We start from the raw sequence: 12,389 nt of genomic DNA on the forward strand, positions 1-12,389 counted from the left end.
AATTAATTTTAGTAAGATTATCATTAATTGGTCTCATCATTTTTAAGAATGTCTAAATCTTTTAATCGATTTTTCCATGATTCTCTGGCATGAGCTTGTAAATCTGCTACAGAATCACTTTCATCTATAATTTCTAAACCTAATAATGTTTCTATAACATCTTCTTGAGAAATAAGTCCGCTAACAGAACCATATTCATCTACAACTAACGCAATATGTTCTTTCTCTTTAATTAATTTATCAAATAAATTAGGTATTGTTAGCTCTCTATTGGTAATTATAATGTTTCTTTTAATTGATGATAAAAGGGCGTTTCCTTGGCCGTTGATAATTGCTTCTAAAAGGTTGTCTTTTAAAAAATATCCAGTTATTTGATCTTCTTTGCCAGAAAAAAGTGGCACTCTAGAATAACGTAATGTTTTGTGGCTGTCATAAAAAGATTGTATTGTTTGTTTTTCATCAGCAATTTTTAAGACACTCCTTGGGGTCATTACATCTTTAACTTTCACCTCTTTAAAACGAAGTAAATTTTTAATAACCTTAGTTTCACTTTCTCTAAAAACACCTTCTTTTTCAGCCATTTCTGTCATCACTAAAAACCCCTCTCTACTTAAAACACTACCATGCCCTTTGGCTCCAATTAACTTTGTTGTTAACTGTAATAACCATAAAATACCCGTCCATTTTAATGGAAAAATCATTATGTTTAACGCTTTTGATGTAAAATTAGCTAGCTGTTTCCAATAAGTAGCACCAATTGTTTTGGGTATAATTTCTGATGCGACCAAAATTAAAATAGTCATAATAGTAGAAACAACACCTACCATAATATCTTCAGTAATTTGAATTCCAAAAACAGTTTTAACAACCGTTCCATACATTTCTACATAAGCAACTTTTGCTTGTACACCTACTAATATTGCGCCTACAGTATGTGCAACTGTATTAATAGTTAAAATTGCAATTAAAGGCTTGTCTACATCTTTTTTAAGCACTTCTAAATTAGTAGCAAAAGCTTCTCCTTCACTTTTTTTAAGATTGATAAATGTGGGTGTTATACTTAATAAAACAGCTTCTAAAATAGAGCACAAAAATGAAAAGAAAATAGAAATTGTTGCAAATAAAATTAGTAAGGTCATTCGAATGTTTTTATAATGTAAAAATAGTTAAAAATAAAAAACCTCAAGAAAGTAATCTTGAGGTTTTGTAAAAATAACTTTTAACAATTAAAAGGCGTAACTTAAACCTAATAAATAATAAGATTGCAACTTGTTATCTAAAGTGCTAAAAGTAGCATTTGCATCATTAATTAAAGCATTGTTTAAGGCTTCTTGCTTATTGTTACGTAAACCAACTTCTAAACCAACACCAATCCCTTTCCAGATAGTATATCCAAAAGAGTTTGTCCACGTCCAGTTAGATAAATCTGAAGAATTATAACTTTGAAACATAGATAAGTTAGATTTTACACTTAAACCACCATATTTATTGGTATAATCTGCAACAATTTTTGCTCCTAAAGAAGATTCAAATACTGTATCTCCGTCACTAAAAACAAAGTTGTAGTTTCCTGGATGCATTACAACTACTAAATTGTTAGTTGGCGTCCAAGTTACACCGGCACCTAAATCTAAATAACCAGGATTGTTAAAATTATCTATTATAGTGGTTCTGTATTCACCTAAAGCAGATAACGCCCATTTTTTATTCAATCTTTTACCATATAAAGAGCTAATGGTAAAAACATCCGTAGCTGTATCAAACCCTTCGTCTCCAGAAACACCAGATTCATCTAGTTTTACCCAACCTAAATTAATAGCTGCAGAGTTCCTCCAAAAGAAATCTTCTTGAATTAAATTAGCAAAACCATTTACGGTAACCCCTATATTTCCAGCTTCAGCCGTTGGCGCATTTCTAGCATACCAATTATTAAACCCAGATAAACTAGCACCTACAGTACCAAAGGCACCTTTTCTCCATCCTGGCAAAGCATCTATTTTTGCTTGTAACGCAGCTACTTCTCCTTTTAATTTAGCAATTTCAGCATTTTTAGGTGCTTGTTCTGCTTTTAGCTCTTCTGCTGTTTGTGCATTTGTTATGGTGTATAAAAACGATAAAACAACCACTAAAATAACTTTCTTCATATTTTTTAATTTATTTTTTTTATTATTAAACTTTTACTTTTAAGACAATATTTCTTTTAATAAGTCACTTTTTCATGAAAACTATAATTTAACCCTAACCCAAACAATTGTCTAAATTGCACTTTACTAGAGGCATTGTCATCTACAATGGTATGAAATGTCATGAGCATTTTAATATTTTTATTGACTTTAAAACGAATGTTGGTTAAATAATCTACATCTACATTCCCAACATTAGCTAAATAATCAGAATATAGGGCTAAAATATTTTCCATTTCTACATTATCTGCAATTGTAAATTTAAAATACCCAGACAAGTTAAAACCCAAACTAAAAGCAGTATTTCTTCCTTCGGATACTCCAAATTTCCCTGAAAAAAAATCACTTACAAGCGTATATCTAGCGTTCGCAGGAGCAATATTTATATTTAAATCATCCGATTTTTTCCATAACATCCCAGGACCAAAAGTTAGGTATGCAGGTGCAAAAAACTCAGACACCAAAGTTTCTGGTGTGGTTTTGTAATTAAAACCTTTTGTATACTGGGTTCTAAAGTTACCGATAAAAGAAAAAAACCAATAGTTGCCTGTTCTAAGTCCGAACAGTGAATTTATTTCGATACGGTCGTCTGTTTTTCTATATCCTTTATCACTAATATGACTTAATCCGTAACCAGTTATCAACCTACTATCCCAGTTAATACCCTTCTTTTTGTAGTTAAAGTCGTAATTTATATTTAAGTTTCCGGCTACGGTGTTTTCTCCTCCAGAAGACCAGTTAGAAAAAGAAGATTGATTAAAAACGAAAGCAAACCTACCATGAATTTTCCATGTTGGTTGTGGCAGTGTATCTTTTTTCTTTTTTTGAGCATACAAAGCAGAACTACTAACTAAGAAAAGCAAAAAGAGGAAACAATTTGTTTTAAAAAAATTAGTCATTAATGTAATCTTATTTTTTATTTTTATAGATAGGCACGGTAGAACATGCCTCGCCAAAAAGAATAGAACTGGCAATAGGCTGTAATTTTGCAATTAAAAAAGCAAAAGCAGCGCTAGGTATTGGTTTATCTGCACATCCTTTAATAATAACCGGTTTGTCGGTATAGTCTCTAAAATCTACAAATTCTAATAATTCTTGGTACAAAACGGTCTCTAACAATTCTAAATTACCAATAACTGTTTTATTTGTATGCGGTATTAATTCTGCAGCTACTAGCATAAATGCCCAAGAAGGTATTATGGCGTCAACAGAGCAAGTAACAGCTACAAAACAATTTTTATATTGAGACCAATCATGGTTTTTAACAGATGCTCTAAAATCTTTTTCTTTTAAAATTAACTCTTGAAACAACCAATCTTTTACATCAAATAAAACACGTTTTCCTTCTGGATAAATTTCCTCTAAATCAAATGTTTTAAGTTTGCTATTGGCAACCCTGTTAATTATTTCTTCCATTTTTATTTAAGTTTCAAAGTTGTGTGATTTTTATACTTTTTGCTAAATACAAACTACTAATCACAAACCACTAACTACTAAGTACTAATCACAAATTTAAAGCATCCCCAATTCTAACTTCGCCTCTTCACTCATCATTTCGTTTGTCCAAGTAGGATCGAAAGTAATTTCTACCTCACACTCATTAATCTCTTTTAAAGATTTTACCTTATCTTCTACATCTCTAGGTAAACTTTCTGCCACTGGGCAGTTAGGAGACGTTAAGGTCATTAATATTTTTGCATTATTTTCTTCGGATACAAAAACATCGTAAATTAAACCTAACTCATAAATATCTACTGGTATTTCGGGATCGTAAATTGTTTTTAAAACTCCTACAATTTTATCTCCTATCTCTTCTAATTCTTTATCTGTCATTTTTATGTGTTTTTAAATGCACTTAAAATATTTACATTTTAGCTTGCTGTGCAATAGCATACATTTTTATTTGTTTTAGCATAGAAACCAATCCGTTTGCTCTTGTTGGCGATAAATGTTCTTTTAAACCAATTTCGTCAATAAAATTTGTATCTGCTGCTAAAATAGCTGATGCCTTTTGGTTCGAGTAAACACGCAATAATAATGCTACAATACCCTTTGTTATTATGGCATCACTATCTGCTGTAAATTTAATCGTTTCATTTTCTAACTCAGAATACAACCATACTTTAGATTGACAGCCTTTAATTAAATTTTCATCCAACTTATACTTGTTGTCAATAATAGGCAAAGATTTACCAAGTTCTATCATATATTCGTAACGTTCCATCCAATCATCAAACATCGAAAACTCGTCAATAATTTCTTCTTGTATTTCTTTGATAGTCATTTTTAAAACTTATTTTTGTGGTTTCGTAAAAAGTATATTTCAAAATACAAAAATACGGATTAAATTTAAATTCTGATTCCTTTAAATTGAGGAATCTTTAGATAAAATAGCCAATAAAAATTGGGTGTTTATTAGTAAAATTATAAATATAGAGAATGAGTAAATTATTAGCAGTTGGTACGGTAGCTTTTGATGCTATTGAAACTCCTTTCGGAAAAACAGATAAAATATTAGGAGGTTCTGGCACCTATGTAGGTTTGGCAGCGTCTCAATTTGGTATAGAAACCGGAGTTGTATCTGTAGTTGGAGCAGATTTTTTAGATACTGATATTAAAATGATGAATGCGAAAGGCATTAATACGGATGGTATTGAAATAGACCCTAACGGAAAAACATTCTTTTGGAGTGGTAAATATCATAACGATATGAATTCTCGTGATACGTTAATTACAGAGTTAAATGTTTTAGAAACTTTTACACCAGTTGTACCAGAAAGTTTTAAAGATGCTGGTATTGTAATGTTGGGTAATTTACACCCATTAACACAAGCTTCTGTATTAGACCAAATGACAGAAAAACCAAAATTAGTGGTTTTAGATACCATGAATTTCTGGATGGATATTGCTTTAGACGATTTACATACGGTGTTAAAAAGAGTAGATGTTATTACCATTAACGATGAAGAAGCACGTCAATTAAGCGGAGAATATTCTTTGGTAAATGCTGCTAAGAAAATTCATACAATGGGCCCAAAATATGTGGTTATTAAAAAAGGTGAGCACGGTGCTTTACTTTTTAATGATGGTAAAATGTTTTTTGCACCAGCCTTACCTTTAGCTGAAGTTTTTGACCCAACAGGCGCAGGAGATACCTTTGCAGGTGGTTTTTGTGGTTATCTGGCAAAAACAGAAGACATTTCTTTCGAAAATATGAAAAACGCCATTATTTATGGCTCTAACCTTGCCTCTTTCTGTGTAGAAAAATTTGGTACAGAACGCATGCAAGAGTTAACAAAAGAAGAGGTTGCAGCGCGTTTGCAAGCTTTTAAAGAATTAACACAATTTGATATAGAATTAAATTAACAAATACATCCGCGTTTAAACACGCGGATTTTTTTTTTACATAACACAACAACGAAATACTAGAAACCGATGAGTGATGCTTTAAAACACGAATGTGGAATTGCAATGGTTAGATTGTTAAAACCGTTACAATATTATAAAGACAAATACGGAACTGCCTTTTACGGAATTAACAAAATGTATTTGTTAATGGAAAAGCAACACAACCGTGGGCAAGATGGCGCAGGTTTTGCAAGTGTTAAGTTTAACGTAAACCCAGGAACTAGGTATATTAGTAGAGTTCGTTCTAATCAATCGCAACCGATACAAGATATTTTTGGGCAAATTAACGATCGTTTAAACGGTGTTTTAGAAGAAAACCCAACAAAAAAAGACGATGTAGCTTGGCAAGAAGAAAACATGCCGTATGTAGGCAACTTGTTTTTAGGACATGTCCGTTACGGAACTTTTGGTAAAAATAGTATCGAAAGTGTGCATCCATTTTTACGACAGTCTAACTGGAAACATCAAAATTTAATTGTTGCCGGTAATTTTAATATGACCAACTCTAAGCAAATGCTAGAAGAGTTGATAGAGTTGGGGCAACATCCAAAAGAGTTTACAGACACGGTAACTGTAATGGAAAAAATTGGACACTTTTTAGAAGATGAAGTTGCTGGTTTGTACATAAAAGCAAAAGAAGCTGGTTTTAATAAAAAAGACGCTTCGCCTTTTATAGAAGAGCATTTAGATTTGCAAAATGTTTTACAACGTTCTGCTAAAAACTGGGATGGCGGTTATGCAATGGCTGGTTTAGTGGGGCATGGAGACGCATTTGTTTTAAGAGATCCTTCCGGAATTAGACCTACTTTTTATTATCAAGATGATGAAGTTGTGGTGGTTGCATCAGAAAGACCTGTAATTCAGACGGTTTTTAATGTTGCTATTGATAAAGTGCAAGAATTAGAAAGAGGACATGCCTTGATTATTAAAAAAGATGGACAAATTGATGTAAAATCTATTTTAGATCAGAAAGAGAAAAAGGCTTGTTCTTTTGAGCGTATTTATTTTTCTAGAGGAAGTGATGCGTCTATTTATGAAGAACGAAAAAACTTAGGAAAACTAGTGTTTCCAGAAATATTAAAATCGATTGACAACGACATTACAAATTCGGTTTTTTCTTACATTCCAAACACAGCAGAAACTTCGTTTTACGGAATGACAGAAGCTGCAGAAGACGTTTTAAATCAACAAAAAACAGCTAAAATTTTAGCAGGTGGCACTAAATTATCCGCAGAAAAAGTAACTGAAATTTTATCTGAAAGACCACGTTTTGAAAAAATTGCCATTAAAGACGCAAAATTAAGAACGTTTATTGCAGATGATAATTCTAGAGACGATTTGGTTGCGCATGTGTATGATGTAACTTATGGTGTTGTAAAACCAACCGATAACTTGGTAATTATAGACGATAGTATTGTTAGAGGAACTACGTTAAAGAAAAGTATTATTAAAATTTTAGACCGTTTAAATCCAAAGAAAATTGTTGTGGTTTCTTCGGCACCTCAAATTCGATACCCAGATTGTTACGGAATTGACATGGCAAAAATTGAAGATTTTATTGCTTTTAGAGCTGCATTGGCTTTGTTAAAAGAAACCAATCAATACCATATTGTAGATGAAGTATATCAAAAATCGATTGCTCAAAAAAACTTGCCAGACAGTAAAATTGTAAATCATGTTAAAGAGATTTATGCACCTTTTACTAGAGAGCAAGTATCTGCTAAGATTGCGCAAATGTTAAAAACAGACAGTATTAATGCAACGGTTGAGGTTATTTATCAATCTGTAGAAAACTTGCACATTGCATGCCCAGACAATTTAGGAGACTGGTATTTTACAGGAGATTACCCAACAGATGGCGGGCATCGTGTGGTAAACCAAGCATTTATAAACTTCTATGAGGGTAATAACGAGAGAGCTTATTAATTTGTGTATCATTTTAAAATTTAATAATTTAGCAAGAATAATTTAAAAAGACCGAATTTCGATTTCATCCCCCTTAACGTATAAAAAAATTATAAAGGGATGTTATTTTTTTTACAAAGGTGTAATCATCGTAAAAGTCATTATTTAAAATTAATTTTAAGTATAAAACCCTACACATTGATTAGGACTCATTGTTTTCTATTTGCTTTAATTTTATGCTTCGTTAGCACTTTTGCACAAACGGGCCCAGGAGGAGTTGGTAAAACCGATGGATCTTCTAATTTAGTATTGTGGTTAAACCCTGACAAAGGTTCTAATACTGGAAATACTTGGACAGATCAATCTGGGAATGGGTATGATTTTAGCTCGAGTAATGGGGCAACATTAAATACAGCTGATGTAAACGGCTATAATTCCTATTTGTTTAACGGAAATAATAATTTTTTTGACAAATCATTTGAGAGCGATTTAAACCCAAGCACGTTTAGTATTTTTGCTGTAAATAATATAAATTCAACAACAGATTACAAAGCAGTAATCTCTAGTAGAGATGCATCATCAGGTAAAAAAGGATTTATTTTGTATTCGTATCCAGATTCAAATGAGTGGGTATTTTGGACAGGTTCAACATCTATTCGAGAATGGCTTAAAACATTTAGCGGTACATCTACCGTTGGTTCTTGGACTATTCAGAGCATATTTTATAAAAGTGGTACAAACGGCAAAAGAATCTTTATAAATAATACTCTAAAAGGAACTAGTAGTGGAGAGATGACTTTAAACACCACAAAACCATTTAGAGTTGGTGCTGGAGCAAATGACCAAAATCCACCAAAATTTTATTTTAATGGTAAAATGGGAGATATCATTATGTTTAATACCGTTTTAAATACTGCAAAAAGAATAATTGTTAATAATTATTTGGCTTCCAAGTACGGGTTTTCTTTATCATCAGATGATTATTATGATGAAGACACGCCAACCAATGGTAATTTTGATCATCATGTAGCCGGTATTGGTCAGGCAACAGACGGATCTAATCACACAGATTCTAAAGGGACTGGTATTGTTAGAATGAATACCCCAAGTAATTTAAACGATGATGATTTTTTGTTCTGGGGAAGCAATACCAAAGGCAACCTAACCTTTGCAGCCACTACAAACAACTACAAAGAAATAATTTCTGCAAAATGGCGTGTTAGCAAAAGAAATAATTTAGGTACCGTTAGCGTTGTTGTAGATTTATCGGGTATAAACTTATCTAATAAACCATCTTGCGCCAATCTAAAATTAATTGTAGACAATGATAGTGATTTGTTATCGCCAACCGCTAGTTATAATCTACTCCCTATAGGAACAGACTTATACCAAGCAAACAATGTCGCTTTTTTAGACAACGATTACTTTACCATAGAATTTCCAAAACAAATAGTGTTAGATAATACTCAATTTTACAATGGCTCTGGTACTGCAAACGCGCCTTCAGTTTCAGATAATTGTTTAAAATTATTGGTAAAATCTACCGCAGATGGCTCTGTACAACTTACAGAAAATGCCAGTGTTAAAGATGTTGAAGTAGAAACTGGTGGTACATTAGTTGTAGCTTCTGCAAAAAGTGTAACGGTTGCTAATGGAATTCAGTTAGATGGAGAAATTCGTTTGATTGGCGATGCTCAATTGATACAAATGCAAAATGGTGGCAGTCAAGTAACTGGTTCTGGTAATTTGTATCGAGATCAACAGAGCATAACCGTTAACACTTATCAATCGGGTTATTGGTCTTCACCTGTTACAACCAACGGTGCTACATATACAATTTCTGGAGTTTTAAAGGACGGCTCTTCACCAACAACTGCTTCTACGAATCCGCCAAATATAAATTTTACAGACATACACACATTAGATGGTTCTAAAACAAGCCCAATTACTATTAGTGGACGATGGTTGGCCAAGCATGTAGATGATACTAATTGGACGTACCCAATAAGTCCTACAACAGAACAATTGAACCCAGGCGAAGGTTTTAATATGAAAAGTACTGGAGGCGGTGTTCAAAATTTTACATTTAAAGGAATCCCAAATGATGGCACCTATACATCTACCATAAATTCTGGCAACTACAGTTTATTAGGCAATCCATATCCTTCGGCAATAGATGCAGATATCTTTTTAACAGACAATCAAAATGCCATAGATGGTACACTGTATTTTTACAACTCATCGGCTACAGATAACTCTCATTACGTAGGCGAATATTCTGGTGGTTATGCTACAAGAGTCATTGGCATGGGAACTCCTTTTAATGGTGGTATCAGTCCCCAAAAATTTATACCAGTCGGTCAAGGTTTTTTTGTAGGCAGAACTAGTTCAGGCTCTGGAGTTGTTGAATTTAATAACGGGCAAAGAGTCTTTGAAACTTTGGGTGCAAACTCAACCTTTTTTAGTAGATCGTCTGTAACTAACTCTTCTTTTCCTTTATTACGAATTGGGTTTGAGTTTAACACATCAGACACAGAAACCTATAAACGTCAATTAGCCATTGGTTTTAGAGGACTTACACAAGGGTTTGAGAATGGTTATGATGCAATTATGTTTGATAAAAAACCCACAGATATTGCGCTTAAAGTTGATGACAAAGAAGAGCCATTTGTGATTACCGGAATCGAAAATTACAATTCAGATTTAGTGATACCACTTTCGGTATATGCATCAGAATTAAAAGAAGTTACTTTTAAATTAGATGAAAAATATGGTATTTCTGAAAATGTGTATTTAAAAGATAAACAAACAGATTTAATCTATAATTTAAGTGATACCAATGCAACTCTAACGCTTTCTCCTGGTAATTACGATGACAGGTTTTATGTAGCATTTAAAGAGTCTGTTTTAAATTTAGAAGAAAACCAACTACTAAATACTCATTTTACAGTTTCTCATAATAGAAATAACAAAAAACTATCTGTCGTTAATAACAGTAATAGTCTTGTTAAAAAAATAAGTATCTATAATTTTTTAGGACAGCAAGTAGCAACAGTTAACACTCAAGAAAAACTTAAGTTGAAAAAAATTATTTTAAGTACTACTCTATTAAAAGAGGCTATCTATTTTATTTCTATTACAACCGATAAAGGGGTCATTAATAAAAAATTTTATTAGATAAATTGTAATAAAAGCTAATAATTATTTACGCTGTTAGTGCTTGTTCTAAATCTACAATTAAATCATCTACATCTTCTATACCCACGCTTAAGCGCAATAAAGAATCTGTAATACCCATTTGTAATCTTTTATCTTTTGGTATTGATGCATGTGACATGGTTGCAGAATGATTTACCAAACTTTCTACACCGCCCAAAGATTCTGCCAAAGTAAAAAGTTGCGTATTTTTTAAAAAACAAATTGTTGCTGCACTCGTTTTATCTTTTAACTCAAAAGAAACGGTACCTCCAAAATTTTTCATTTGCCTTTTGGCTACTTCATAATTTAAATGCTCTTTAAAACCCGGATAATATACCTTATCAACTTTTGGATGTTTCTTTAAAAAATGAGCTATTTTATTTGCGTTTTCGCAATGACGTTGCATTCTAATATGCAAGGTTTTAATACCTCTTAACGCTAAAAAAGAATCCATTGGTGCTGCAATTGCCCCAGCTGCAAACTGAATAAAATGTAGCTTTTGTGCAAGTTTTTTACAATTAACAATTAAAGCACCCATAATTAAATCGCTATGACCGCCTAAATACTTTGTTACAGAGTGCATCACTATATCTGCACCTAAAGACAATGGTTGTTGTAAATAGGGTGTTGCAAAAGTATTGTCTACAGCTACTAAAATTGAAGAATCAATTTGATGAACCGCAGTGCTTACCGCCTTAATATCAACAATTTTCATTAACGGATTTGTAGGAGTTTCTAACCAGATTAACTTTGTTTTGTCTGTAATCTTATCTGTAATGTTTTTTACATTGTACTGGTCTACATAGATAAATTGCAATCCGTATGTATCAAAAACATCTGCAAACAAACGATAGGTACCACCATACAAATCATTGCCTGTTATTATCTGATCTCCTGGTTTAAGTGTTCTTAAAACACAGTCTATAGCTGCTAAACCCGACGAAAAAGCAAAAGCAGCTGTACCATTTTCTATGGCCGCCAATTTATTTTCTAAGGCAGTTCTTGTCGGATTTTTTCCTCTAGAATACGTGTATTCTTGTGCAATACCAGGTGTTTGAATTGCATAAGCAGAGGTTTGAAATATTGGGGTAGCCAAAGCACCTGTCTCTTTTTCTACTTGTTGGCCACCGTGAATGGCTTTGGTATTAAATTTCATTTTTTTGAAACTTTATTGTTATTCACCTAATTCATCAAAATAAAAAAGCCTTTTTAAATATTATAAAACCTTTTTGATGGCTCTAATAATTCCGTAATGAATACCTTCATGAAAATTATTAAACGTAATGGCTGTTTCCATAGAATCTAAAACAATGCCTGTACTTGTTGGATAATTTGAATAGCTTTCGAAAATACCTGCATTAAAATCTTCTTCTAAAGTATCTGGTAAACCTATTAATAAATCTTTTACCTCATCAAACTCTTCTTCTGTAAAAACTTTTGTTGGTAAGGTTCCTTTTTTGTGCTCGGCAATTAATTCATCTGGACACAAACAGTTTAAGTTTGCTAATTTATAATGTAGCAATTGTTGTGTAACTACTAAATGAGCCACATTCCAAGCAATGCTATTTTTAAATCCTTTAGGTATGGTATGTATTTGCTCTAATGTTAAATTATCTAATTCTTTTAAAACAAGCTCTCTAGATTTTTTTAAAACTTCGAATTGTATTTTCATTTTTATGTGTAATTTTGAAGTGT

11 protein-coding genes are annotated in these 12,389 nt (G+C 32.3%); 3 read left to right on the plus strand and 8 right to left on the minus strand.

Annotated elements, in window-relative coordinates; all coding sequences use genetic code 11:
• Positions 1-23: 23 nt before the first annotated feature.
• The 6 genes from Q0678_RS08925 to Q0678_RS08950 form a co-directional block, all read right to left on the minus strand.
• Positions 24-1,139 carry a CNNM domain-containing protein gene (locus Q0678_RS08925; RefSeq protein ID WP_299056825.1) on the minus strand — a complete coding sequence of 372 codons (1,116 nt, stop codon included), beginning with the start codon at positions 1,137-1,139 and terminating at the stop codon, positions 24-26.
• 87 nt (positions 1,140-1,226) lie between these two features.
• Positions 1,227-2,144, minus strand: coding sequence for a DUF3078 domain-containing protein (locus Q0678_RS08930; protein WP_299056836.1), 918 nt, complete (start codon positions 2,142-2,144; stop codon positions 1,227-1,229).
• Positions 2,145-2,200: 56 nt separating this feature from the next.
• A complete protein-coding gene (locus tag Q0678_RS08935; protein ID WP_299056839.1) occupies positions 2,201-3,082 on the minus strand; it encodes a DUF3078 domain-containing protein in 882 nt (293 codons plus the stop codon).
• A gap of 10 nt (positions 3,083-3,092) precedes the next feature.
• Entirely contained in the window at positions 3,093-3,599 is a 507-nt protein-coding gene (locus tag Q0678_RS08940; protein ID WP_299056844.1) for a DUF2480 family protein, read from the minus strand.
• 96 nt (positions 3,600-3,695) lie between these two features.
• Positions 3,696-4,016 carry a DUF59 domain-containing protein gene (locus tag Q0678_RS08945; protein WP_299056847.1) on the minus strand — a complete coding sequence of 107 codons (321 nt, stop codon included), beginning with the start codon at positions 4,014-4,016 and terminating at the stop codon, positions 3,696-3,698.
• Positions 4,017-4,047: 31 nt separating this feature from the next.
• The gene (locus tag Q0678_RS08950; RefSeq protein WP_299056850.1) at positions 4,048-4,467 is read right to left on the minus strand and encodes a SufE family protein; all 420 of its coding nucleotides are present in this window, start codon (positions 4,465-4,467) and stop codon (positions 4,048-4,050) included.
• A gap of 155 nt (positions 4,468-4,622) precedes the next feature.
• On the opposite strand from Q0678_RS08950, the gene Q0678_RS08955 reads away from it, so the two are divergent.
• The 3 genes from Q0678_RS08955 to Q0678_RS08965 all read left to right on the plus strand — a co-directional run bounded on the left by Q0678_RS08955 (position 4,623) and on the right by Q0678_RS08965 (position 10,673).
• On the plus strand, positions 4,623-5,549 hold the full coding sequence (locus Q0678_RS08955; RefSeq protein WP_299056852.1) for a PfkB family carbohydrate kinase: 927 nt from the start codon (positions 4,623-4,625) through the stop codon (positions 5,547-5,549).
• A gap of 69 nt (positions 5,550-5,618) precedes the next feature.
• Positions 5,619-7,517, plus strand: coding sequence for an amidophosphoribosyltransferase (locus Q0678_RS08960; RefSeq protein ID WP_299056855.1), 1,899 nt, complete (start codon positions 5,619-5,621; stop codon positions 7,515-7,517).
• A gap of 177 nt (positions 7,518-7,694) precedes the next feature.
• Positions 7,695-10,673 (plus strand): T9SS type A sorting domain-containing protein, encoded by a 2,979-nt coding sequence (locus tag Q0678_RS08965; protein ID WP_299056857.1) that lies wholly within the window; start codon positions 7,695-7,697, stop codon positions 10,671-10,673.
• Between the two features lie 28 nt (positions 10,674-10,701).
• Here Q0678_RS08965 and Q0678_RS08970 read toward each other — a convergent pair whose 3' ends face one another.
• Both Q0678_RS08970 and Q0678_RS08975 read right to left on the minus strand, forming a co-directional pair.
• Positions 10,702-11,850, minus strand: a complete 1,149-nt coding sequence (locus Q0678_RS08970) for an aminotransferase class I/II-fold pyridoxal phosphate-dependent enzyme (RefSeq protein ID WP_299056860.1) — start codon at positions 11,848-11,850, stop codon at positions 10,702-10,704.
• 60 nt (positions 11,851-11,910) lie between these two features.
• Positions 11,911-12,366, minus strand: coding sequence for a DinB family protein (locus Q0678_RS08975; RefSeq protein ID WP_299056863.1), 456 nt, complete (start codon positions 12,364-12,366; stop codon positions 11,911-11,913).
• Between the last annotated feature and the right edge of the window lie 23 nt (positions 12,367-12,389).

This window comes from uncultured Polaribacter sp. (assembly GCF_947497125.1).
Lineage (GTDB): Bacteria > Bacteroidota > Bacteroidia > Flavobacteriales > Flavobacteriaceae > Polaribacter.

What these genes read in the sequence shown, in the direction of transcription:
- Q0678_RS08925 (WP_299056825.1), bottom strand. Translation starts at nt 1,139, where the DNA reads ATGACCTTACTAATTTTATTTGCAACAATTTCTATTTTCTTTTCATTT.
- Q0678_RS08930 (WP_299056836.1), bottom strand. Translation starts at nt 2,144, where the DNA reads ATGAAGAAAGTTATTTTAGTGGTTGTTTTATCGTTTTTATACACCATA.
- Q0678_RS08935 (WP_299056839.1), bottom strand. Translation starts at nt 3,082, where the DNA reads ATGACTAATTTTTTTAAAACAAATTGTTTCCTCTTTTTGCTTTTCTTA.
- Q0678_RS08940 (WP_299056844.1), bottom strand. Translation starts at nt 3,599, where the DNA reads ATGGAAGAAATAATTAACAGGGTTGCCAATAGCAAACTTAAAACATTT.
- Q0678_RS08945 (WP_299056847.1), bottom strand. Translation starts at nt 4,016, where the DNA reads ATGACAGATAAAGAATTAGAAGAGATAGGAGATAAAATTGTAGGAGTT.
- Q0678_RS08950 (WP_299056850.1), bottom strand. Translation starts at nt 4,467, where the DNA reads ATGACTATCAAAGAAATACAAGAAGAAATTATTGACGAGTTTTCGATG.
- Q0678_RS08955 (WP_299056852.1), top strand. Translation starts at nt 4,623, where the DNA reads ATGAGTAAATTATTAGCAGTTGGTACGGTAGCTTTTGATGCTATTGAA.
- Q0678_RS08960 (WP_299056855.1), top strand. Translation starts at nt 5,619, where the DNA reads ATGAGTGATGCTTTAAAACACGAATGTGGAATTGCAATGGTTAGATTG.
- Q0678_RS08970 (WP_299056860.1), bottom strand. Translation starts at nt 11,850, where the DNA reads ATGAAATTTAATACCAAAGCCATTCACGGTGGCCAACAAGTAGAAAAA.
- Q0678_RS08975 (WP_299056863.1), bottom strand. Translation starts at nt 12,366, where the DNA reads ATGAAAATACAATTCGAAGTTTTAAAAAAATCTAGAGAGCTTGTTTTA.